The organism is Mycolicibacterium neworleansense, from assembly GCF_001245615.1.
GTDB lineage: Bacteria > Actinomycetota > Actinomycetes > Mycobacteriales > Mycobacteriaceae > Mycobacterium > Mycobacterium neworleansense.
Genome location: NZ_CWKH01000001.1, coordinates 544,792 through 567,945, shown reverse-complemented (window position 1 = coordinate 567,945; position 23,154 = coordinate 544,792). Strand labels below are relative to the sequence as shown.

General features: G+C 67.6%; 21 protein-coding genes and 1 pseudogene. 12 read left to right on the top strand and 10 right to left on the bottom strand.

Annotated features, from left to right (window positions below; genetic code table 11):
* The first annotated feature begins 13 nt into the window (after window positions 1-13).
* Together BN2156_RS02615 and BN2156_RS02610 are read left to right on the top strand one after the other, a co-directional pair.
* Window positions 14-667 carry a DJ-1/PfpI family protein gene (locus tag BN2156_RS02615; protein WP_090509918.1) on the top strand — a complete coding sequence of 218 codons (654 nt, stop codon included), beginning with the start codon at window positions 14-16 and terminating at the stop codon, window positions 665-667.
* A complete protein-coding gene (locus BN2156_RS02610; RefSeq protein WP_090509916.1) occupies window positions 667-987 on the top strand; it encodes a hypothetical protein in 321 nt (106 codons plus the stop codon). The genes BN2156_RS02615 and BN2156_RS02610 overlap by 1 nt, the downstream gene beginning before the upstream one ends.
* Here the strand turns inward: BN2156_RS02610 and BN2156_RS02605 are convergent.
* Window positions 972-2,777 carry an Hsp70 family protein gene (locus BN2156_RS02605; protein WP_090515376.1) on the bottom strand — a complete coding sequence of 602 codons (1,806 nt, stop codon included), beginning with the start codon at window positions 2,775-2,777 and terminating at the stop codon, window positions 972-974. The two genes, BN2156_RS02610 and BN2156_RS02605, sit on opposite strands and share 16 nt — an antisense overlap.
* Before the next feature lie 63 nt (window positions 2,778-2,840).
* Complete coding sequence (locus BN2156_RS02600) at window positions 2,841-3,953, bottom strand: NAD(P)H-dependent amine dehydrogenase family protein (protein ID WP_162490807.1); 1,113 nt, start codon at window positions 3,951-3,953, stop codon at window positions 2,841-2,843.
* 68 nt (window positions 3,954-4,021) lie between these two features.
* Between BN2156_RS02600 and BN2156_RS02595 the strand changes: the two genes are divergently transcribed.
* Window positions 4,022-4,768, top strand: a complete 747-nt coding sequence (locus BN2156_RS02595; RefSeq protein WP_090509912.1) for a 3-oxoacyl-ACP reductase family protein — start codon at window positions 4,022-4,024, stop codon at window positions 4,766-4,768.
* Here the strand turns inward: BN2156_RS02595 and BN2156_RS02590 are convergent.
* On the bottom strand, window positions 4,758-5,306 hold the full coding sequence (locus tag BN2156_RS02590) for a TetR/AcrR family transcriptional regulator (protein ID WP_090509910.1): 549 nt from the start codon (window positions 5,304-5,306) through the stop codon (window positions 4,758-4,760). The genes BN2156_RS02595 and BN2156_RS02590 overlap by 11 nt on opposite strands.
* Before the next feature lie 113 nt (window positions 5,307-5,419).
* Here BN2156_RS02590 and BN2156_RS02585 point away from each other — a divergent pair, with 113 nt between their 5' ends.
* The gene (locus BN2156_RS02585; RefSeq protein WP_090509907.1) at window positions 5,420-6,175 is read left to right on the top strand and encodes an SDR family NAD(P)-dependent oxidoreductase; all 756 of its coding nucleotides are present in this window, start codon (window positions 5,420-5,422) and stop codon (window positions 6,173-6,175) included.
* 4 nt (window positions 6,176-6,179) lie between these two features.
* Here BN2156_RS02585 and BN2156_RS02580 read toward each other — a convergent pair whose 3' ends face one another.
* Together BN2156_RS02580 and BN2156_RS02575 are read right to left on the bottom strand one after the other, a co-directional pair.
* Window positions 6,180-7,259 carry a glycoside hydrolase family 183 protein gene (locus tag BN2156_RS02580; RefSeq protein ID WP_235625189.1) on the bottom strand — a complete coding sequence of 360 codons (1,080 nt, stop codon included), beginning with the start codon at window positions 7,257-7,259 and terminating at the stop codon, window positions 6,180-6,182.
* 7 nt (window positions 7,260-7,266) lie between these two features.
* Complete coding sequence (locus BN2156_RS02575; protein WP_162839203.1) at window positions 7,267-7,791, bottom strand: hypothetical protein; 525 nt, start codon at window positions 7,789-7,791, stop codon at window positions 7,267-7,269.
* A gap of 161 nt (window positions 7,792-7,952) precedes the next feature.
* Between BN2156_RS02575 and BN2156_RS02570 the strand changes: the two genes are divergently transcribed.
* The 6 genes from BN2156_RS02570 (at window position 7,953) to BN2156_RS02545 (ending at window position 13,949) form a co-directional block, all read left to right on the top strand.
* Window positions 7,953-9,464 carry an ABC transporter substrate-binding protein gene (locus tag BN2156_RS02570; protein ID WP_090509902.1) on the top strand — a complete coding sequence of 504 codons (1,512 nt, stop codon included), beginning with the start codon at window positions 7,953-7,955 and terminating at the stop codon, window positions 9,462-9,464.
* A complete protein-coding gene (locus BN2156_RS02565; RefSeq protein WP_090509900.1) occupies window positions 9,461-10,438 on the top strand; it encodes an ABC transporter permease in 978 nt (325 codons plus the stop codon). Before BN2156_RS02570 ends, BN2156_RS02565 begins: the two co-directional genes overlap by 4 nt.
* Window positions 10,435-11,316, top strand: a complete 882-nt coding sequence (locus tag BN2156_RS02560; protein ID WP_090509899.1) for an ABC transporter permease — start codon at window positions 10,435-10,437, stop codon at window positions 11,314-11,316. The genes BN2156_RS02565 and BN2156_RS02560 overlap by 4 nt, the downstream gene beginning before the upstream one ends.
* Entirely contained in the window at window positions 11,313-12,878 is a 1,566-nt protein-coding gene (locus tag BN2156_RS02555) for an ABC transporter ATP-binding protein (protein ID WP_090509897.1), read from the top strand. The genes BN2156_RS02560 and BN2156_RS02555 overlap by 4 nt, the downstream gene beginning before the upstream one ends.
* A gap of 3 nt (window positions 12,879-12,881) precedes the next feature.
* The gene (locus BN2156_RS02550) at window positions 12,882-13,622 is read left to right on the top strand and encodes an SDR family NAD(P)-dependent oxidoreductase (RefSeq protein WP_090509896.1); all 741 of its coding nucleotides are present in this window, start codon (window positions 12,882-12,884) and stop codon (window positions 13,620-13,622) included.
* Between the two features lie 87 nt (window positions 13,623-13,709).
* Window positions 13,710-13,949 carry a DUF1918 domain-containing protein gene (locus BN2156_RS02545; protein ID WP_090509894.1) on the top strand — a complete coding sequence of 80 codons (240 nt, stop codon included), beginning with the start codon at window positions 13,710-13,712 and terminating at the stop codon, window positions 13,947-13,949.
* Here BN2156_RS02545 and BN2156_RS02540 read toward each other — a convergent pair.
* Entirely contained in the window at window positions 13,946-15,130 is a 1,185-nt protein-coding gene (locus BN2156_RS02540; RefSeq protein WP_235625188.1) for a glycoside hydrolase family 183 protein, read from the bottom strand. The genes BN2156_RS02545 and BN2156_RS02540 overlap by 4 nt on opposite strands.
* A 275-nt stretch (window positions 15,131-15,405) precedes the next feature.
* The gene (locus tag BN2156_RS02535; protein ID WP_090509891.1) at window positions 15,406-16,233 is read right to left on the bottom strand and encodes a universal stress protein; all 828 of its coding nucleotides are present in this window, start codon (window positions 16,231-16,233) and stop codon (window positions 15,406-15,408) included.
* Between the two features lie 142 nt (window positions 16,234-16,375).
* Here BN2156_RS02535 and BN2156_RS02530 point away from each other — a divergent pair, with 142 nt between their 5' ends.
* On the top strand, window positions 16,376-17,893 hold the full coding sequence (locus BN2156_RS02530) for an adenylate/guanylate cyclase domain-containing protein (RefSeq protein WP_090509890.1): 1,518 nt from the start codon (window positions 16,376-16,378) through the stop codon (window positions 17,891-17,893).
* A 37-nt stretch (window positions 17,894-17,930) separates the two neighbouring features.
* On the opposite strand, the pseudogene BN2156_RS02525 reads toward BN2156_RS02530, so the two are convergent.
* The 3 genes and pseudogenes from BN2156_RS02525 to BN2156_RS02515 all read right to left on the bottom strand — a co-directional run bounded on the left by BN2156_RS02525 (window position 17,931) and on the right by BN2156_RS02515 (window position 20,880).
* Window positions 17,931-19,254, bottom strand: a pseudogene (locus BN2156_RS02525) (serine/threonine-protein kinase).
* Window positions 19,255-19,380: 126 nt separating this feature from the next.
* A complete protein-coding gene (gene fmdA, locus BN2156_RS02520; RefSeq protein ID WP_090509888.1) occupies window positions 19,381-20,637 on the bottom strand; it encodes a formamidase in 1,257 nt (418 codons plus the stop codon).
* A gap of 18 nt (window positions 20,638-20,655) precedes the next feature.
* The gene (locus BN2156_RS02515) at window positions 20,656-20,880 is read right to left on the bottom strand and encodes a zinc ribbon domain-containing protein (protein ID WP_162490716.1); all 225 of its coding nucleotides are present in this window, start codon (window positions 20,878-20,880) and stop codon (window positions 20,656-20,658) included.
* A gap of 292 nt (window positions 20,881-21,172) precedes the next feature.
* Here BN2156_RS02515 and BN2156_RS02510 point away from each other — a divergent pair, with 292 nt between their 5' ends.
* On the top strand, window positions 21,173-23,107 hold the full coding sequence (locus tag BN2156_RS02510) for an ABC transporter ATP-binding protein/permease (RefSeq protein WP_090509885.1): 1,935 nt from the start codon (window positions 21,173-21,175) through the stop codon (window positions 23,105-23,107).
* The last annotated feature ends 47 nt before the right edge of the window (window positions 23,108-23,154 follow it).

Sequence of the window (23,154 nt, the reverse complement as noted above, 5' to 3'; positions counted from 1 at the left end):
GACGATAGCCCTCGTGTACGCGCAAATCGTGTTGTTCGACGGGTTCGACCCGCTCGATGTCATCGCCCCGTTCGAGGTGCTGTGCGCCGGCAGCGACGCTGTCGGCGGTGAGCTGATCGTGGAACTTGTTGCCGCCGAAGGTCCGCGGACCGTCGTGAGCGGTAACCGCGGCCTGACCTTGGCGGCGACCGCCCCGCTCGACCCGGAGAAGCCCGGATTCATCGTGGTGCCCGGCGCAGTCGGCCCGATCGACGCGGACCCCGACGAGGTGGACACCATCCCCGTGCTCCTGGCCCGGTTCGGCGAGACGCCGGCCGTCGCCCTGATGCGCCGGGCCCTGGCCAATCCCGACGTCACCGTCGCCTGTGTGTGCGGTGGTTCCCTGGCCCTGGCCATGGCGGGCCTGTTGGAAGGCCGCCACGCCGCGACCCATCACCTCGGCATGGACGTGCTCGAGGCGACCGGGGTGTCCGTCGTCGACGCCCGGGTCGTCGACGACGGAGACCTGGTCACCTCGGGGGCGGTGACCTCTGGCCTGGATCTGGCCCTTCATCTGTTGCAGCGCAGCTACGGACCGAAGATCGCGCTGGCCGTGGAGTCGATGTTCGGCTACGAACGCCGCGGCACGGTGTGGACCGACAACGGCCGGAACCCGGAGGCGTTCTGATGGGATTGCCCGGGGAATGGCAGGTCAGGATCAAGACGCCCATCGGCTCGCTGGACGTGCGCTACCGCTTCGACGAGAGCGCCGGGACGCTCACCGGCACCGCCGAGGGCAAGGGCGAGACCGTGCCGCTGCACGACATCACTGTTACCGATACCTCTGGCGCACAACGGGTTACCTGGCGCCAGTCGGTGACCAAACCCATGCGCCTCAACCTGCAGTTCGATGTCACGGTCGACGGCGACACCATGGCCGGGTATTCCAGAGCCGGCCGATTACCGCGGTCCGCCGTGAGCGGCGTCCGGCGTCAGCCTCCCGTGTGACCGCCGCCCGGTGCCGGCACCCAAGGCAGACCGGGAATCGTCGGGTACGGGGCGGTGGGACTCCACGGCGCCTGCGTGGTGGCCGGCGCCTGAGTCGTCGTCGGTGGCGCTTCCGTGGTCGTGGGAGGCGGCGCTTCCGTCGTCGTCGGCGTCGGCGTTTCGGCCGGCGGCGGGTTCTCCGTTACCGGTGGAGCCTCCGGGGCGGGCTGTTCCACCGTCTGCGTCACGGTGCGCGGGGCCGGTGCCTGATGCGTCACCGTCTGCGGTGCGTCGGCGGGCGCGGGTTCGTTCACCGGCACGGCAGGGGCGGTCTCCGGTGCGGCGCTCGTCGAAGTGACCGCTTTCGAGGTGGACGCCGGGCGGGTGGGCTCATCGCTGCCGGTGACGTTCACCAACGCCGCCACGACGGCGACCAGCACCACTGCGGCACCGGCACCCAGGAGCACCGGCGGCCGGCGGTACCAGGGCCGCGCCGCGATCTCGTCACGTTCGGTCAGCTCACGCTCGCCGAACTCTAGTTGCGGGCGTGCGGCGGTGCGCCCGCCCGCGGGTTCGAATCCGGTGTCGAAATCCGCCCCGTAGTCGTCGCCGTATCCCTCGGTCCGATAGTCGTCGACCGGTGCGACGTCGGGGACGTCGTGGGCATCGGACCAGGCCAGCGCCTGGGATGCGGCCGGAGGCTCGGGCGCCACCAGAGCTGCGGCGGTGGTGGGCGGGGCGGCCGCAGATGCCGGGGCCATCGCGGTCATGCCATCTTCGGCTGTGCCGCGCACCGCGGTCAGGCCGCCGCCGATGGCCGGGGTCAGTTCCGGCTGGGGCGCGGTGATCACCGGCACCCGCAGATGTTCGGACAGTGTCGTCGTGATGGCCGGGATCCTGGCCCCACCACCGGTGGAAGCCACCGCCACCAGCTCGCCGGGCCGCAACCCGGCGCGTTCGATCGCCCCGTGCAGGACCGACATGAATTCACGTAGCGGTTCGGCGATCACGTCGTCGAGTTCGTTGCGGTTCAACCGCACATCGCTGCGATGTCCGGGCAGTTCGGCGACCAGGGACGTGACGGATTCAGTGGACAGGCGCTCCTTGGCGCGCCGGCACTCGGCACGCAGGCGGCCCAGTGAGCCGATGGCAGAGGTGCTGGCCAGGTCGATGGTTCCGGCGGCGGACAGGTCGTTCACCACATGGGTGAGCAGTCCCTGGTCCATCAGGTCACCGGACAGGTCGGGGTGCCGGATCGTCGGCGCGATCGGCTGAAAGCCGCGGTCGGCGTCGGCCAGCGTGATGCTGGTGCCGCTGCCCCCGAAGTCGCACACCGCGATCACGCCTCGGGTCGGCACCCCGGGGTTGTCCTGCAGCGCGACCAGGGCCGCCACCGCGTCGGACACCAGAACCGGATCGCCGAAGTCGCCGATCGTCGACAGCGCGGCACGCAGCGCCTCGACCTGATTGGGCCGCCAGTGCGCGGGGTGGGTGACGGCGATCGGATCGACCGGGGGGCGTCCCCCGGTCAGCGTGCGCAGCAGTGCCCCCAGCGCCTCGGCCAGCACGGTCTCGCCCCGGTGCGTCGAACCGTCGGGCGCCAGCATTCCGACCGGGTCGCCCACCCGTTCGACGAAGTCGGTGAGGATCAGGCCACGTTCGTTCAGGTTGGCGTTCTCGCTGGGTACACCCACTTCGGCGGCGCGGTGCGGGTAGAGCGTCAGCACCGGTGACCGCGTCACCGCGGCGCGGCCCACCACCACCGCTGTGAGGTTCGTCGATCCGATCGACAACCCGATCCCGTCAGCCATGTCACCCCGTTTCGAGAAGAACCCTATCCGGTAGTCCATCTCGTTTGACGGGGCTGGCGTTACTTAGCGAATGGTTCCCAGTCCTGGAATCAGTGGCAGATCCAGTGGCGTCACCCATCCTGGCAAATGTTCATTGACCGCGGGGACGGCGTTGAGCGCGCGCAGTCCGGTGGCCAGACAGCCCGCCGCAGCCGCATCGCGACCGGAACCGTCGGTGAAGCGGAACGCAGTCTCCTGCGAGATGCTCGGGGTGCCCTCGATGTCGACGCGGTAGACGTCGTTGTCGTTTCCGGATGGCCAGTCCGGTGCGGCGTCCAGGCCGATGCGGTTGACGTGCTCGAGCTGGATCCGGGTCTCGCCGCGGTACACGCCGTTGATCGTGAAGCGCACGGCCGCGACGTTGCCGGCTCCGATGATGCCCTTGGCCGATTTGCGTTCATCGGGGGTGACCCACTTGTCCCAGGTGGTGGTGATCGCGTCGAGCTCGATGCCCGCCGCGTGCGCGATCATGGGAACCGTTGCACCCCAGGCGAAGATGAGAATGTCGGGGGTTTCGAGGAGGGCGCGGTGCTCGGGCGGTTTGCCGATCCCCATCTCGAATTCGTAGTCGCCGGTGTAATTCGTGTAGTCCAGCAGTTCCGAGGCCCGGACCCGGCGCACCTCCGAACACAGCCCCATCAGTGTCATCGGGAACAGGTCGTTGGCGAAGCCCGGATCGATGCCGGTGGTGAAACACGATGACTGGCCGGCCTCGCACGCCTCGGTGATCGGCTCGATCCAGGCCGGTGGATTGAGGTGCATCTGCGGCCAGACCCACGGGGTCATCGCGGTGGAGCACACGTCGATACCGGCTCGCAGGAACCGGGTGATCACGTCGATGTTGACGTCGGCGTGGGCGGCCGTGGGGCCGTAGTGCACCACGGCGTCGGGCTTGAGCGCGATGAGGGCGTCTATGTCATCGGTGGCCCGGATCCCGGTGCCGGCACCGAGGCCGCAGATCTCGCCGGCGTCGCGGCCCACCTTCTCCGGATTGCTGACGCCCACCCCGACGAGTTCGAACAACGGGTGTTTGAGGATCTCGGCGATCACCATCTGTCCGACGAACCCGGTGCCCCACACCACTACGCGTTTGCTCACGTCCACACCATAGGTGATACCGGTCACATCGGGAATCATCATGCCGCGATCAGCTTTGACCTCAACATCATTCGCTTTCGCCGTACAACCCGCGGAGGGCCGACATCATGACCACAACCACTTTGACCGGACGCCGCGCACTGGTGACGGGAGGATCCCGCGGGATCGGCGCGGGCATCGTGCGACGACTGGCCGCCGACGGCGCCGCGGTGGCATTCACCTACGGGGCATCCGCCGTCGAGGCCGACAAGCTGGTCGCCGAGCTGACGGCAGACGGTGCGAAGGTCGTGGCGATCCAGGCCGACAGCGCCGATCCGGCACAGGTCGCCGCAGCTGTCGAGCAGTCGGTCGCCGATCTCGGCGGTCTGGACGTCCTGGTGAACAACGCCGGGACCGCCTTCATCGCACCGATCGACGACTTCCCCCAGGATCAGTTCGACCGGCTGGTGGCGATCAACATCGGTGGCGTCTACTCCGCGATCCGCAGTGCGGTGGCACATCTCGGTGAAGGATCACGGATCATCAACATCGGCAGCATCAACGCCGACCGGGTGCCCACCGGCGGGACTGCGGTTTACGCCATGACCAAGGGCGCGGTCTCGTCCCTGACGCGGGCCCTGGCCCGCGATCTCGGGCCCCGCGGGATCACCGTCAACAACGTGCAGCCGGGTCCGATCGCCACCGATCTGAACCCTGATGAAGGTGAATTCGCCGATCTCGTAAGGCAAACCACTGCACTTGGCCGCTACGGACACACCAGCGACATCGCTGCCGTGGTGAGCTTCCTGGCCGGCCCGGAGTCCGGGTACGTGACCGGTGCGAATTGGAACGTCGACGGCGGGTTCACCGCGTAGGCCAACCCGCCAACGCCAGGTCGGCGACCGCATGCAGGTCCGGTCGGGTCGCTCCGCTCCTGGCCTGTATCGAAATGCCTTGGCATATCGCGGCAATCCAGCGGGCGAGCGCTGTGGTGTCCACCTCGGGGAGCTCGCCCGCCGCCACCGCCGCATCGAATCGGTGGGCCAGCTCGCTCACGGACGCCTCACGAAACTCCGCCAGTCCGACCGCATTTCCGACCAGTAGACAACCATGAGGGTCACCTGAGGTGGCATCTGCCGCACCGTGCACCATCGCCTCTGCGACCGCGCGAGCGGTCGGCCGGGTCAGCGCCTCGGCCACATAGCCACCCGGCCCGGCGACGTAGCGCCGCTTGGCGCGTTCGAAGAGCCCTTCCTTGGATCCGAACTCGGCGTAGATACCGCGCCGGTTCACGCCCGTGGCGGCGGTCAGGTCACTGATCGACACCCCATCGAAGCCACGGTCCCAGAACAGCCTCATCGCGATGTCCTCGACCTGATCGGCGTCGAACTCCCTGGGTCGCCCTACCGCCATGGCCTCCCTCTCGTGTTCCCGGTCACACCGGGATCCTCCCACTCGACAACCGGCTTGAACTCAGCATACTTTGTAACCGATCAGTTCGTTATTGAAGCTGGAGGACATTGACCGTGGCTGAAGCTGTCGAGGCACCCCTGACCGGGCGCCGCGCACTGGTAACCGGAGGGTCTCGCGGGATCGGCGCTGACATCGTGCGACGGCTCACCGCCGACGGCGCCAAGGTGGCGTTCACCTACTCGGCGTCGGCCGCCGAGGCAGAGAAACTGGTCGCCGAGGTGAGCGCAGCGGACACGAACGCCGTCGCCATCCTGGCCGACGCGGCCGATCCACGGCAGGTGGCCTCCGCCGTCGAGCAAGCCGTAGCAGCCCTCGGTGGTCTCGACATTCTGGTCAACAATGCCGGGACGGCCTACGTCGCACCGATCGGCGAGTTTCCCCAGGAGCAATTCGATCGCCTGGTGGCGGTCAACATCGGCGGGGTATACGCAGCGATCCGTAACGCGGTCGGCCATCTCGGCGACGGCTCACGGATCATCAACATCGGCAGTATCAACGCCGACCGCGTCCCCGAGGCCGGTCTCTCCATCTACGCCATGACCAAGGGCGCGGTGGCCTCCCTGACGCGCGGGCTGGCCCGCGAACTCGGGCCACGCGGGATCACCGTCAACAATGTGCAGCCGGGTCCGATCGACACCGATATGAACCCCGCCGAGGGCGAATCCGCAGACCAGCGAAAACAAGTGGGCGCCCTCGGCCGCTACGGGCACACCCGCGATGTCGCCGCAATCGTGAGCTTCCTCGCCGGTCCGGAGTCGGCGTATGTCACGGGCGCCAACTGGAACGTCGACGGCGGCTACACGGTCTGAGGAGTCACAGGTTGAGGTCCGTCCGGCGCGACGTCTTGGCGGTGTCCTTCAAGTCCGCCTTGAATTGCATTGCCCGGTAAGGCCATCCGGTGTCGGTTCGCCATTGCGAGACCACCAGCCCGACGCCGCCGGTGATACCGAAGCGCGAACCCGGCAGCAGGTAGCCGCCGTAGAGCTGGGCGACCTTGCCGCCGGCGTGGTCCTCGGACTCCCACGACGATCCGACGATCGGCGTCTGCACCGGCGTGGTGTGCATGTTGGCCAGCGGGGAGGACACCACCCGGTATCCCAATGCGTATGAGGACGCCAGAAATCCGCCCAGGACCCATCGTCCCCGGGCGGTACGGCGGAAGGTCAACTCGCCCCAGGTCTCGTCGGGCGGCGTGATCGGCGTGGCCCGCCGGCCCCACTGCCAGCGCCGGTTGGTGAACCCCCAACTCGAGTACTGCGACCTTCGGCCGATCTGATCGGGCCGGACGCGCATCAGGATGATGCCCTTGTCGCGCTGAAATCCCGTGGCTACCACGTACACCCAGCCGTCGTCGGGGTCGAAGTCCCACGACCAGCACTGCGCATGGCCATCGTGCAGACCAGCCGGGAACCTCGCCTCTTCCCCCAGATGGGTCCAGGACACGCCGCTGTCATCCGAGCGCCAGATCTCGGTCCAGACCACCGTCCCGAAGCCGCGATTGATGATCGCGTGCAAGTACAGCGAATCCCCGACCCGCAGCAGGTCCGACGGGATCACGGTGCTGACACCGCCGCGCCGCCACCCGGACGCCGCATCGTCGTGGGTGTAGTGCCACAGCTGCCGCGCGTATTCGGGGTCGGCTCCCCCGGCGTATTCGTAGACGATCTCGTGATCGGCGTCGCCCTCACCGATCAGCACCACCGGCGACCGCCAGTCCCCCTGCCCGACCCGGCTTCCCGAGAACGTGTCACCGAAGACCGACACCAGCTTGCCGTTGGGCGCGACCACCGACGCCCCGAGGTCGGTGGCGGTCACCCCGAACTGATCGGTACGTCCCGGTCCGGTGATATCGACGACCTTGCCGTCGATCAGCGGTAGCACTCCCCCTGGCACCTCGCGCCTAGGTGCACCACCGCAGGCCGCCCGGCTCGCAGTCCAGCGGATAGACCTCGATCCGCGTGCGCAGCGGCTCCTTGTAGGACAGCGTGAAGGGGAAGGTGTGGATCGCGGGAGCGATGGTGCCGTTGCACGCCTCGTTGTTGGCCACGCTGCGGGTGCCTCTGAGCGCGATGTCGTCGAACTTGTAGGTCTCGGTGATGGACGCCCAACTGCCGTCGGAACACTGGAAGCCCTCCATGACCGTCGTCGAATATGTCCACTGCCCACCGACCAGCCTGGCGTCGCCACCCACGCTGACGCGCTGGGTCTCCACATGCAGCCGGCAGGCCACCGCCAGCTCCAGCGGCTCACGCAAATCTCCGACCGTCGGGACACAAGACGGCCAGACACCCCAGGTGTCGGTCTTGCCACCCTCCTGGGTGTAGGTGTACACGCCCTGCATGACGGGTTCGGCCTGTGCCGGGGCGGCAATGCCCAGGCTGAGTCCGATTCCGACCGACGAGAACAGGGCGGCTGCAGAGGCCATGCGCTTGAACGTCACAATGGGTGAGTATCGCAGTCTTCATCAGCGTCGTCACCGGTATGGGTCCGGATCCCTCAGGCCGGCCCGCGTGACGGCCCCAGCGGGTGAGCGTACGGCGGATCACCCGCGGTGATCCTGGAGTAATCGTGACCACACGACCAGCGATGAAAACGTTGGCGGCAGTCCTGGTGTTCGTGCTGGCTGCCTGTTCCACCGGCAGCCGAGTAGACCTCGGGGACGAGTCGTCGGGCAATCTCATCGCCGCCATCGCGGGGGAACCCGATCAGCTCGATCCGCACCGGACGAGCGCCTACTTCTCGTTCGAAGTGTTGGAGAATGTGTTCGACACACTGGTCGAGCCCGACGAGAACCTGCAGATGCGCCCGGCGCTGGCGCGGTCATGGGAGGTCAGCGGCGACCAACTCACCTGGACCTTTCATCTGCGCGACGGTGTGCGCTGGCATGACGGCAGCCCGCTGACCGCCGAGGACGTGGTCTATTCGTACCGGCGGATCATCGACGAGCAACTCACCAACGTCGACAAGTTCAGTGCGGTCAGCAGTGTCACCGCGCCGGACCCGGCGACCGTGCGGATCACGGTCCGCCAGCCGACCCCGAATCTGCTGACCAACCTCGGCGGGTTCAAGGGCATGGCGATCGTGCAACGCGGCAATGTCGAGAGCGGGCAGATCGCCGCCAGTCCGATCGGCACCGGCCCGTTCGCCTTCGCCGGCCGTCGCAGTGGCGACTCCATCACCCTCAAAGCCAACCCGCACTACTGGGGAGGCGCTCCCCCGGTATCCGGGGTGACGTTCCGGTTCATCTCCGAGCCGACGACGGCGCTCTCGGCGCTGCAGGCCGGCGAGATCGACTGGACGGATTCGGTGCCACCCCAACGGGTGGCACAGTTGCGCGACGACGACTCGCTGACGCTGGCGGTCACACCCGGCAACGACTATTGGTATCTGGCGCTCAACGAGGCCAGGCCACCGTGGAACGACCCACGGGTACGTGCAGCCATCGCGTACGGCATCGACCGGGACGCGATCGCAGCGGCCACCAGCTATCGCACCGCGGAGGTCAATCAGCTCGCGATCCCGCAGGGCAGCCCATGGTTCACCGATTACCACCGCTACCGCTACGACATCCAGGAAGCCAAGACGCTCCTGGACCAGGCCGGTGCGGCACCGCACAACCTGGACATGCTGGTCACCAGCGAGTATCCCGAGACCGTGACGGCGGCCCAGATCATCGCCGACAACCTTGCGCCCCTTGGTATCACGGTGAACATCCGCACCGTGGATTTCGCCACCTGGCTCGACGAACAGAACACCGGCCACTTCGACATGCTGATGATGGGCTGGCTGGGAAACATCGACCCCGACGACTTCTACTACGCCCAACACCACTCGCGCGGCACCAGCAACGCGCAGAAGTTCTCCGACCCCGAGGTCGACCGGCTGCTGGATGCCGGCCGTACCGAGACCGATGTCGCCAAGCGAAAAGACATCTACGCCAAGGCCGCAACCCGGATCGCGGATCAGGCGAGCTACATCTACCTGTACAACCCGTCGGTGATCCAGGCCTGGGCCAAGAACCTGGCGGGCTACCAGGTGCGCCGTGACGGTGCCGTCCGGTTCCGCTCCGCCGACCTTGATCGAGGTGAAACCCGATGAACCTGAGTACGATTCGTGCGAATCATCCGATCGTCGAGTTCCTGGCCCGACGGCTGCTCTACTCGGCGGTGGTGCTCATCGGGGTTTTGATCGTGGTGTTCACCTTGGTGCATCTGGTACCGGGCGACCCGGTCCGCATCGCGCTCGGCACCCGCTATACCCCACAGGCCTACAACGCGCTGCGTGCGGCCAGCGGCATGGACCGGCCCATCGTCGAGCAGTTCTTCTCCTATCTCGGCTCGGCGCTGACCGGCGATCTCGGGGTCAGCTTCCGCAACGGCGACCCGGTCACAGTGACCCTGCTCGACCGGTTGCCTGCCACGTTGTCGCTCGGGGTGGTCGGCATTCTCATCGCCCTGGTGATCGCGCTGCCCGCCGGGATCTTCGCGGCGCTGCGCGAGGGCCGGGCCGCCGATGCGATCGTCCGGGTCGCCAGCCAGTTCGGCATATCGGTGCCGGATTTCTGGTTGGGCATCCTGCTGATCGGCGTATTCGCCTCGACGCTGGGCTGGCTGCCCACCTCCGGATACCGCCCCCTGCTGAGTGATCCGGGTGGCTGGCTGCGCCACATCATCCTGCCCGGCCTCACGGTCGGTCTGGTCGCCGGCGCCATCATGACGCGCTATGTGCGCTCGGCGGTGCTGGAAGTCGCCGCCATGGGTTACGTCCGAACCGCCCGCTCCAAGGGACTGGCCCCGCCGGTGGTCACCTTCCGCCACATCGTGCGCAACGCGCTGCTGCCGGTGTTGACCATCACCGGGATCCAGCTGGCCACAATCCTCGGTGGGGTGATCGTGGTCGAGGTGGTGTTCGCCTGGCCCGGTTTGGGCCGGTTGGTCTTCAATTCCGTTGCCGCCCGCGATTATCCGGTGATCCAGGGCGCGGTGTTGTTGATCGCGGTGTTGTTCCTGCTGATCAACCTCCTGGTGGATGTGCTGTATGCGGTCGTCGACCCGAGGATCCGGCTGTCATGACCACTACGCAGGATTCCCGGGTCGCGTCCTGGCGGCTGTTGCTGTCGAATCCGGTGACCGCGATCAGCGCCGCGGTGCTGATCACGGTACTCGTCGTCGCGGTGTCCGCATCCTGGATCGCCCCGTACGGCATCAACGACATCGACGTGCCCAGCGCGCTGCAGGGTCCGGGCGCCGCGCACTGGTTCGGCACGGATGAGCTTGGCCGCGACGTGTTCTCGCGGGTGCTGGTGGCGATCGCCGCCTCGTTGCGGGTCGCGGTGGTCTCGGTCGCGCTGGCCGCGGTGATCGGCGTGCTCGTCGGGGTGCTCGCCGGTTACCGGGGCGGCTGGATCGACACCGTCGTGATGCGTGTCGTCGATGTCATGTTCGCGTTCCCGGTGTTGTTGCTGGCGCTGGCGATCGTGGCGGTGCTCGGGCCGGGTATCACCACCACCATGCTGGCCATCGGGATCGTCTACATCCCGATCTTCGCGCGGGTGGCCCGGGCGTCGGCGCTGGGTGTTCGGGTGGAGCCGTTCGTCGCGGTCTCGCGGAGCATGGGTACCGGCGACGGTTACATCCTGGTCCGCCACATCCTGCCGAACATCGCCGGGCCGTTGATCGTTCAGTTGTCGCTGTCGCTGGCGTTCGCGATCCTGGCCGAGGCCGCGCTGTCGTTTCTGGGGCTGGGTATCCAGCCGCCGCAACCCTCGCTGGGCCGGATGATCTTCGACGCGCAGGGATTCGTCACGCTGGCCTGGTGGATGGCGGTGTTCCCGGGTGCGGCGATCTTCGTGATGGTGTTGGCGTTCAACCTGTTCGGCGACGGACTGCGTGACGTGCTCGATCCCAGGCAACGCACCTCGATCGAGGCGAGAAGGGCAGGTCGCAGATGAATCAGCCGGTGTTGAAAGTCGACGATGTTCGGGTGGCGATCGGCCGCCGCGAGATCGTGCGGGGCGTGTCGTTCGACGTACACCGCGAACAGACGGTCGGCATCGTCGGCGAGTCCGGGTCGGGCAAGTCGATGACGGTGCTGGCCGCCACCGGCCTGTTGGACGCACCGGGTGCGGTCGTCACCGGCAGCAGCACTCTGGCCGGCGGATCACAGTTGATCGGGGCGTCGGCGCGGGCGCTGCGTGCGGTGCACGGCAGCCGGATCGGGTTCGTCTTCCAAGACCCCGGGACATCGCTGAACCCGTTACTGACGCTGGAACGGCAGATCACCGAAACCCTTGAGACGCATCGCAAGCTGACCCGACGTCAATCGCGCGGCCGCGCCGGCGAGCTGCTCGACGCCGTCGGCCTCTCCCCCGACCGGCTCGATGCCTACCCGCATCAGCTGTCCGGCGGGCAACGCCAGCGGGTGATGATCGCGATCGCGCTGGCCTGCGATCCGGAACTGCTCATCGCCGACGAGCCGACGACCGCGCTCGACGTGACCACCCAGGCCCAGATCATCGAGTTGGTGGCGGGCCTGCAACGGGATTTCGGGACCGCGGTGGTATGGATCAGTCACGACCTCGGGGTCATCGGCCAAGTGGCTGACGAGGTGACCGTGCTGCGCGCGGGCGAGGCCGTCGAACAGGCGCCGATCCTGCGGGTGTTCGACCACCCACAGCACTCCTATACCCGCGAGCTGTTGGCGGCGCGCCCGCTGCTCGACGGTGCCGGGCCGGACCCTGCCCCGGCTGATGCGTCGGTTCTGTTGCAGGCCAAGGGCCTTGACGTGCGCTACGGCGCGGTGCATGCCGTCAAAGATGTGTCTTTTCAGCTGCGGCGAGCGACGACGCTGGGAATCGTGGGCGAATCGGGCTCGGGCAAGTCGACCGTGGCCGCCGCACTCACCGGGCTTGCCGAGCCGTCGGCGGGTACTGCGACGCTGGATGGCGACGACGTCGCCGCCGGCGGTCGCGACCTGCGCCGGCGGATCAGCCTGGTGTTCCAGGACCCGTTCGCCTCACTCGATCCGCGGGCCCGGGTCAGTGCCGCGATCGGTGAGCCGTTGCGGGTACACGGGCTCGCGAAGGGGCGCCGCGCCCGCGCCGAACGGGTGGCCGAGTTGCTCGAACTGGTCGGTTTGCCAACGGATTTCGCGTCACGCTATCCGCACGAACTGTCCGGCGGGCAGCGTCAGCGGGTCAGTATCGCCCGCGCGCTGGCCACCGAACCCGAGGTCCTGATCCTGGACGAGTCGACGGCGTCGCTGGATGTCTCGGTGCAGTCCCGGGTGCTCGACCTGCTGACCGAGCTGCAGCGTGAGCTGGGACTGACCTATCTGTTCATCGCACACGACCTGGCCGTGGTGCACCGGATGTGTCACGACGTCCTGGTGATGCGGGCCGGCGAAGTGGTCGAGTACGGCCCGGCCGGCGAGCTCTTCAGCTCGCCACAGCACGCCTACACCCGAACCCTGCTGGCCGCGGTTCCGCCCGCTCGGCCGCGTGAGAAGGTGTGAGCCATGACTGCTCTGGATGGAAAGGTCGCGTTGGTCACCGGTGCCTCATCGGGTCTCGGCGCGGCGGTCGCCCAATTGTTCGCCGCCCGCGGGGCCTCGGTGTTCGGTGTGGCCCGCGACGCCGAACGAATGGCGACGGTGTTCGAGGACGTCCCCGGCGGCGCCTACGCCTCGGTGGACATCTCCTCCTCGGAGGCGTGCCGCGACGCGGTGGCGCAGTGTGTCGAGAAATTCGGCCGCCTCGACGCGCTGATCAACGTGGCGGGATTCCACCAGATGCGCCACACCGTGTCGGTGACCGACGAAGAGTGGGACAAGGATCTCGCCGTCAACCTCAACGGGCCGTTCTTCCTGTGCCGCGCAGCCCTGCCCCATCTGCTGGAGGCCGGCGGCAACATCGTCAACGTCGCCTCCATCGCCGGTATCGAGGGTGAGGTCTACTCGGCGGGCTACTGTGCGGCCAAGCACGGACTCGTCGGACTCACCCGCGCGCTGGCCATCGAGTTCACCTCGGAGCGCCTCCGTGTCAACGCGGTGTGCCCGGGCGGCATGCTCACCCCGCAGACCACCGAGTTCGCCGCACCCGAGGACGCCGACTGGAATCTGATCCTGCGGATCGCCGCGCCCCGCGGAATGATGGACGTGGCCGATGTCGCCAAGACCATCGCGTTTTTGGCCAGCGACGACGCCGCCGCGGTGCACGGCGCGGTGTACATCGTCGACGCGGGCAAGACAGCGGGATAAGCACTTCCACGCCCTCCACGGGTTCCTTCGACGGCCCGGCGCGCGCACGATAGAAGTGTCCGCCGGGTACGGCGAAGGGAGCGGACGATGAAGGCGCACGTCGGCGATTTCCTGGTGGTCAAGGGCACCACCACCGATCAACACGAACAGCACGCCGAGATACTCGAAGTGCGCACCGAGGACGGGTCACCGCCCTATGTGGTGCGGTGGTTGGTCACCGGCCACAAGGCGACGGTGTATCCCGGCCCCGACGCGGTGGTGGTCTCGGCTGCCGAGCATTCCCGTGCGGCCGAACGCGCGGCGGCGCGGACGGGACGGCCGAGCTAGGTTCCGGTGCTCAGCGTCGTGCGCATCAGCATGACGCTGTAGTCCGACCAGCGTGACAGCGTGAAATACAGGTCGCTGCCACTGGACCATGGGTGGATGTAGGGCGCGTAGATGCCACCAGGTATCGCCGTCGTGCTCACGATGGTCTTGGCCTGGCTCCACGGCCCTTCGGGTTTGTCGGCGGTGCGCATCACCACCGCCGAGGTGGTGTTGGTGTAGAGCATCACGAACTTCTTCAGGTAGTCGTTCCAGGACACCGACATCTCACTGCCCGGTGCCCACACCACCTGCACGGCCAGGAACGGAAAGCCTTTGAGCCAGCCGAACGGCGTGTAGTACTCGTAGGCCGATTTGTCGGCCACCGCGCTCTCGACCACCCGGGACAGGAACGGCATGCCGCCGCGGCCCGCGCCGGTGCCGTAGGCGTACACGTAGCCGCCCGAGCGGACGTAGGCACCCATCTGGAAGTTCTGGTCGCCCCAGGTGAATGCCACACCGGGCACGGTGTTGAACCAACTGGGCCGGATGCTGGTGACGGGCACCGTCCAGGTTTCGCCGTTGTCCGCCGACACTGCGACTGCCGAGAAGTTCGTCGACCACTGTCCAGCCGATCCCCACTGACTGACCGACATGAAGTTGACGTATTGGGTTGTGCCGACCGATATTCCGGCGGTGGGGATGATGGTGACCTCGGTGGCCGCCAGGCCCAGGCTCCTGATCACCTGCCGGGAGAAGTTCGGCCGCGCGGCGTCCACGGGCGAGCCGGCGTAGACGTTGCCCGGCACCGGGTTCGGCACCGTCATACCGTCGGCCAGGTTGCGGTCAGAGCTGCGGAACAGCGTGTTCTTACGCCATTCCTGGTCGGGGACACCGCAATTGCCGAAGGTGTCGCCGAATGCGACGAGCACCTGGTTGTTGGCACCGGCCTGGCCGTTGTCCCAGACGATGCCGAGATCGGCCCCGGAGATACCGAAACGTGAATAGCTGTCGGTGTTGGGCCCGGTGATCCAGCCGACCTGGCTCGCCGCCGGGCGCGGGCCGCGGTGTTGGGGGCGACGGCGGTGTCCTTGGCCGCCTCGGGAGTGCTCGCGGTGCTGACCGGCTTGCGACCGATGGGCAGATGCAGGATCGGCAGGGACGGCGTGACCGAGCGCGCCGCCGCCCCCGTCGGGACCGAACACGGGTCGGCGAGCGCCCTGGGAGCACCTATCTGGCAGCCCGCCAGAACGAGGGCCGAGACGGACACCGAGGTCACCAGTCGACGAAAAGCCGGCATGACGCACCTTTCGGGCTTACGCGGTAACGGATCGGCGCTGTACCCCCGGAGCGCATTCACTGTGACAATAGTTGCCAGAGAGGCTCATGGGATTTGCCAGCAACGATCGCGATCGATCTGTTACCGCCTCGATATGCCCGGACCACGCCCACCGGCGCGGAAAGTCACGAGCGCTCGGCGCTACCCGCCCGGCACCACCAGGACCGGCCGGAACGTGCGCTGCAGCGTCGCCGCGGCAACGCTGCCCAGCAGCACCTTCTTCAGCGCCGACCGGCCGCGCGAGCCCACCACCACGACACCGGCCCGCTGATCTTCAGCAAAAGCCACCAGCGCGTCCGCCGTGGCCCCCGCGCCGGACCCGCGGAATCGGCGTACGCGCTGGGCCGCCTCCACCTCGCCATCCTCGGCCGGGTTGCCGTCATCCACCGCGACCGAGATCACCTCCCGGTCCTTGAACAGTTCGCGGGCCGCTGCCAACGCCCGGTCCGAACCCGCGGAGCCGTCGACTCCGACCACGACCGGGCCGTGCGCCACCGCCTCGTACTCGGCCGAGATCATGGTCTGCGACACCACCAGCACGGCGCGGGGTGAGTGGTGCACCACCAGATCCGACACGCTGCCCAGCTTCGAGTCGGTCGCGCCGATACCGCGCGCACCGACGATCAACACGTCGGGCTGGAGCTGCTCGGCGACCTGCGCCAGACCCAGCCCCTCGCCGGCCCAGGTGCGTTTGACCAGCGGCTGCGGGTTCCAGCCCGCGGCCCGTGCCAGCACCACCCCGGTGTCGACCAACCGGGCGGCCTCGCCCTCGCTCTCGCTGTCGACGAGGTCGATCAACTCGTCGACGTTGCGCGCCGAATGCCGCAACCGGGCCCGCAATCCCTTGCTGCCGAACGGCGGCGTGCACAGATAGACGATCACCGCATCGGCGGCCGGGAACAGCTTGGCGCCGCTGCTGATCGCCGCGTTGGCGGCGAGCGACCCGTCATAACCGTGCACTACCAACATCAGCGTCCCCTTGTTTTCCGTTCGTGCGTCCGGTTCCAGCCTAGTGGGCCGGTTGGGGTACCCATCGGCTTCGCGCGTGCAGGCGGAAACAGGTAGCCGACTACCCTATCGAGCACTCACCCTGCGCCCGCACGCTTTGACCATGGACGCCACCGCCAATGCCGGGGCCGAGCTTCGAGACCTGACGTTCAAGCGCTGGGTGTGGGGCGCTGCCGTGGTCAGCGCGGGTGGTGGCGTGATCGTCGGCACCTTCCTGGCCTTCGCCGCCCCGATCGTGTTGGGACCGGCAGACACACAACGGCTGCTGATGCGCGGCGGCACCGTGCTCATCCTGTTCCTGGCGGTCACGGTCCCGGTGATGCTGCGGGTGCGGCGGCTGCGGTTCGCCGCCAGCACGGCCTGGCTCAGCGAGGACCGCCCGCCCACACCGGACGAACAGCGGATGACGCTGGGTGCCTCGGGTGAGGCGGTGCGGTTGTCGGCCGCCGTGTGGGGCGTCGGCGCGGTGATCTTCGGGTCGCTGGCGCTCACTCAGCAGGTGTCCACCGCGGTGTACATCTTCAGTGTCGTGGCACTCGGCGGGATCTCGACGAGCGCGGTCTGGTACCTGATCGTCGAGCGGGTCATGCGGCCGGTGTCGGCGCGCGCCCTCGACGGCGCGACCCCCGACCGGCGATTCGGGCCGACGATCGGGCGCAGGCTGGTGATGGCATGGCTGCTGGCCACGGGCGTTCCGCTGTTCGGCATCGCGGTGCTGGCGGTCGGTTACCTGGCCGACGTCGGCTTCCGGGCACAGCGCACCTTCGCGGCCATTCTGATCCTGGTGGCCGTGGCGATCGTGGTGGGGCTGTTCGCGATCCTGATCGCCATCCGGTCGGTCACCGAACGGGTCACCGCGCTGCGCCGCGCCCTGGCCCAGGTGCAGGCGGGCGATTTCAGCGCGCGGGTCGAGGTCGACGACGCCAGCGAGATCGGGCGGCTGCAGGCCGGATTCAACACGATGACCGCGGGCCTGGCCGAACGTGAGCGCATCCGCGACACCTTCGGCACGTATGTGGATCGCGATGTGGCCGAACATATTCTGTGCGCCGCCGGGTCGCTGGAAGCACAGGAGCTGGATGTCACGCTGATGTTCGTCGACATCCGCGGATTCACCACCCTCGCCGAGCGCCTGGAGCCGACCGAGGTGGTCACGACCCTGAACCGGCTGTTCGAGCGGATCGTCCCGATCGTGCACGACCACGGCGGCCACGTCGACAAATACGCCGGCGACGGGCTGATGGCGGTCTTCGGGGCACCCCGGCGCCAGGACCGTCATGCCGACGACGCACTGGGTGCCGCGCTGAAGATCGCCGAGGCGGTGCACGAGGAGTTCAGCGGCAGCCTGACGGTGGGCGTCGGCCTCAATTCTGGACCGGTGGTGGCTGGAAATGTCGGTGGCGCAGGTCGTTTGGAGTTCTCGGTGATCGGCGATGCGGTCAACATCGCGGCCCGGGTCGAAACCGCGACCCGCCAGACCGGCGACACCGTGCTGCTCACCGGCGCCACCCTGAGTCAACTCACCGGAGACCGGGGCGGTTTCGTGCCCCGGCCGGGACTGACCCTCAAGGGCAAGACCATCCCGGTGGCGGTCTACGCCCCGGCGAGTGCCCACGCGTGAAAACAGCTTCCCGACAGGGTCTTTCGTCGAGACGGAGTCAGCGCTCGCCGTATTCCAGTGGCGGCTCGGATGAATCGACCTTGCCGTAGCTCATGATGGTGAGGCCGTCGGGCCCGACCTCGTAGCGCGCGCCATCGGCGGGGTTGACGGCAACGAAGCCGTTGCCGGACCGCTCGGCGGTGGGGATCTGGAGATTGGCACCGTCGCTGAGCCGCTCACCGCGGTAGGAGAAGCTGTCGGGGCCGGTCTGGCAGATCACCGCCAGTGACGACGCGGTCCGGATCACCGCGGCCGGGGTGCTGCCCACGGGACAGCGGGCGGTGTGGTCGATGAAGCCCTGCTCGTCGGTGCCGCTGACGTTCGCGGTCGCCGACCCGGCCGTCGTGGTCGTCGTCGGCGCTTCGGAACTCGCGCCGGGCGCAGTCGGCGTGGTCAGCGTCTCGCGGGTGGAGGCACTGTCGCCGCCGCTGGCCAGCATCGCGGCCAGCACGGCGGCGATCCCGAACAGTCCCACCGTCACCAGGGTCAGGGTCAACTGGGCCCGGGTGAACCGCGGCTTGCGCGCCGGGGTGGGCGATGCCGGCGCCGGAGGCGGTGCCGGCGGCAGATACGGGGTGTAACCGGTGTGGTCCGGGTTCGGGTAGATCGACGAGAACTCGCGGGTGCCCGGCGGTTGTGGCGGGGGTCTCTTATACACAACTAGTTGTGTCTATGAGACAGAGACAGGCCTGCGCAAGGTGTTGAAAGAAAAACTGTCTGACGGACGCCTGCGGTTCACCACCGACCGGGCCACCGGAGAACCGCTCGGGGGCCATGTAGGCGCTCGACCCGATCAGCACGCCGGTCATCGTGACGCTGGCCTCGCCCCCGACGTGCGCGATGCCGAAGTCCACCAGGTAGGCGAAGTCATCGGGTGTCAGCAGCACGTTCTCCGGCTTGATGTCGCGGTGGACCAGCCCGTCGGCGTGCGCGGCGTCCAACGCGGAGGCCACCTGCGCGACGATCCCGGTGGCCCGCTCCGGGGTGAGCGGGCCGTTGGTCCGCAACAGCTCCTTGACGCTGGCACCCTCGACGAGGCGCATGTCGATGTACAGCACGCCGTCGATCTCGCCGAAATCGTGCACCGGGATGACGTGGGGTTCCTGTAACCGCGCCGCCACCCGGGACTCCCGCCGGAATCGCTCCTGAAAGCTCGCGTCCGCGGCGATCTCGGTGCGCAGCAGCTTGACCGCCACCGTGCGTTCCTTGACCGTGTCGTAGGCGCGGTACACCTCCCCCATGCCACCGACACCGATCAGCGATTTCAGGTCGTAGGGTCCGAACCGGGTGCCTAGGCGCGAGGCACCAGGGGGCGGGGTCATTGCGCGATCCTTTCCGGTTGCACCACGCCCCGGACGGGGGCGGGCACATCTGGAGTCTGAACTGATCCTCGGTGACGAGGATAGTTCGACCGCGGCCCGGCCCGCCGCCAGCGGTGTCCGGCGTCGTCAGTTGAACGACGAGTGCGGGGCCCCCATACCCGGGTCGATCTTCACCGGTCCGGTGGTCGACGGCGCGACCGGGAAATCGAAGATCGCCGTCGGGATGTACACCGTCGCACAGGCATTCGGGATATCGACGACACCGGACAGGCGGCCTTCGATGGGCGCGGCACCCAACAGCAGATAAGCCTGCTCGGGGCTGTAACCGAACTTGGTCAGGTAGTCGATCGCATGCAGGCAGGCCCGCTGGTAGGACAAGTGCGAGTCGAGGTAGCGCTGCTCACCGTCGAGGGTGACCGAAGTGCCGGAGAAGGCCAGCCATTCGGAGTACTGCGGATCGGTGTTGCCGGGCATGAAAATTGCGTTCTCGCTCACACCGTAGGTCTCCATGCCGCCGGGGATCACATCGACGCGCAGGTCGATGAATCCGCCCATCTCGATGGCACCGCAGAAGGTGATCTCACCGTCGCCCTGGGAGAAGTGCAGGTCGCCGACCGAGAGGTTGGCCCCGTCGACGTACACCGGATAGAACACCCGGCTGCCCTTGGTCAGGTTCTTGATGTCCTGGTTGCCGCCGTTCTCCCGCGGAGGCGCGGTGCGGGCGGCCTCGCCGGCAGCCTTGGTGAACGCGTCGCCGGTCAGCCCACCGAGGATCGCATCGCGTGGCTCGGGCGGCAGGGCCAGCGGCGGCACCCGGTCGGGGTCGGTGGCGATCAGCGCGGCCTCGCGGGTGTTCCACTTCGCCAGCAGGCCGGTCGAGGGTGCGGTGCCCATCAGCCCGGGGTGGACGATGCCGGTGAACTCGACGTGCGGCACGTGGCGTGAGGTGGCCTTCTGCCCGGAGAAGTCCCAGATGGCCTTGTAGGCGTCGGGGAACTGATCGGTGAGGAATCCGCCGCCGTTGAGCTTGGGGAAGATGCCGGTGTAGCCCCAGCCCTGGCCGGCCAGCGGCCCGGAATCCTCTTGCGGGATGGGGCCGACGTCGAGGATGTCGACGATCAGCAGGTCGCCCGGTTTGGCGCCCTCGACGGCGATCGGGCCGGAGAGCACGTGCACCGTGGTCAGTGGTGCGTTGAGGATGTCGTCGGCCGAATCATCGTTGACGATCGCCCCGTCGAACCACTCGCGACAGTGCACCCGGAATGAGTCCCCCTGCTTGACCGTCACCGCGGCCGGGATGTCGGGGTGCCACCGGTTGTGGCCCAGCTTCTCCTGATCGGTGAACTTCTTGGTCGAGTCGAGTGGGAACACAACTTCAGGCATGGTCCTCCTTCAGGACTTTCAGGGGCGGGGCAACTTCTGGTGGAGCGGATTGGTGGTGACCTTCTGCCGCCTGCCGGCCGGCAGCGGACCGGTGGTGACCGCCGGATGATCGGCGCTGGCGCGGGTTGCGTCCTGAAGCGCCATGGCGGTCGAGCCACCGCGGCCCAGGTTCGGCGCCGCGATGGTCCGGCGCGCCGGCCCCAGGCAGTTCGGGCAGTCGATCACGTCGGGACGCGCGCTCATCGAGTACATCTGCTTCGTGACGCCGCAACCGGACGCACAACGAAATTCGTAGAGAACCAACAGATTTCCTTGCCATTCGGACGATCGTGAGGGCAACTGCCGACGAAAGCCACACTACCGACGAACACCGGTCTTGGCGCGCCACTTCGGCAATAACACCAAAGTTTGGACCATTTATCGCCGAGGTGAACTCGCCGGCCGCACGGTGTTGCGTTGAGACCGGGCCCGAGGGCTGCGGTAGCTTCACGCAAACACGTCTGGCAATCCAGTCGGCAGATCCTGAGGATGTCCCGTGAATGACCTCAAACCGTTCTCGCCCTCGATCGACTGGAGTTCCGAGCTACTCCACTCACTGTGGTGGCTGGCCCAGGCCTGGACCATCACGGCGCTGTGCACCCTGGCGGTGCTGACCCTGCTCGCTCGCTTCACCACATGGGGCCGGCAGTTCTGGACCGTCACCGGCGGCTATTTCACCGGGCGCCACAGCCTCAAGCCCTGGCTGACCCTGGCCGCGATGTTGTTGTCGGTGATCATCGGCGTGCGGCTGTCGGTGCTGTTCAGTTATCAGGGCAACGACCTGTTCACCTCCGCCCAGGTCGCCGTCGAGGGTTTGGCCACCGGCAACCAAGCGGTGAAGGACTCGGGTATCCGGGGCTTTTGGATCTCGCTGCTCACGTTCTCGGTGCTGGCCGCGATCCTGGTCACCCGGGTTCTGGTCGACCTGTTCATGACGCAGCGGTTCATGCTGGCCTGGCGCGCCTGGCTGACCGACCGGCTCACCGGCGACTGGCTCGACGGCCGCGCCTACTACCGGTCCCGCTTCATCGACCAGACCATCGACAATCCCGATCAGCGCATCCAGTCCGACATCGACGTGTTCACCGCGCTGTCAGGCCCGCAGCCCAATACCCCGCACCAGACCAGCAACGGCACACTGCCTTTCGGCGCCATCTCCTCGATCGTCTCGGTCATCTCGTTCACCTCGATCCTGTGGAACCTCTCTGGGGATCTCAGCCTCTTCGGCATCGAGATCCCGCGCGCGATGTTCTGGTCCGTGTTCGTCTACGTCGCGTTCGCCACCGTGATCGCGTTCGCGCTGGGCCGGCCCTTGATCCGGCTGTCGTTCAACAACGAAAAGTTCAACGCCGCATTCCGTTACGCGTTGGTGCGCCTGCGTGACGCGGCCGAGTCGGTGGCGCTGTACCGCGGCGAGAAGGTCGAGCGGTCCCAATTGCGGGAACGCTTCGCCGCCGTCGTCGCCAACTACAAACACTTCGTCAACCGGACCATGGCCTTCACCGGCTGGAACCTGTCGATGAACCACATCATCATTCCGCTGCCGTGGGTGCTGCAGGCGCCGCGATTGTTCACCGGCCAGATCCAGCTCGGCACGGTCAATCAGTCGGTGGCCGCGTTCGGGGCCATCCAGGATGCGTTGTCGTTCTTCCGCAATTCCTATGACACGTTCGCGGGCTACCGCGCCTCGATCATCCGGCTGCACGGACTGGTCACCGCCGATGAGCAGAGCCGCGCACTACCGAGCTTGGACGTGGCAGACCTCGGCACCGATTCCGCCAGCCTGGTCGAACTCGGCGACGTCGAGGTACGCAACCCGGCCGGCGAGCAGTTGATCGACGACCTCAGCCTGTCGCTGACCGCGGGCGAGGCGATGATCATCACCGGGAAGTCGGGCACCGGCAAGACCACACTGCTGCGCAGCATCGCCCAACTGTGGCCGTATGCCTCGGGCACGGTGCGATGCCCGCAAGGCGAGAACGAGACGCTGTACCTGTCGCAGGTGCCCTATGTCCCGCTGGGCGATCTGCGGACCGTGGTGTCCTATCCGCACCAGCCCGGGGAGCTGTCCGACACGGTGCTGCAGGACGCCCTGCTCGCGGTCGCGCTGCCGCGCTATGTCGACCGGCTCGACGAGGACGGCGACTGGGCCAAGGTGCTCTCCCCCGGCGAACAGCAACGCGTCGCATTCGCGAGGCTGCTTCTGACCAAACCCAAGGTGGTGTTTCTCGACGAGGCCACCTCGGCGCTCGACGAGCCGCTGGAGTTCATGATCTACAGCCTCGTCCGACGCGAGCTGCCCGACACCGTGCTGGTCAGCGTCACACACCGCACCACCGTCCACCGGCACCACAACACCCACCTCGAACTGCTCGGCGAGGGCGGGTGGCGGTTGGGCCGTGTCGACGAGACCGAGCCGGCCGGGGTGTAGTGCCTGCTCGAGACCGCTGGCAGCCCATCGCCGTGCCCGGTCTGGTA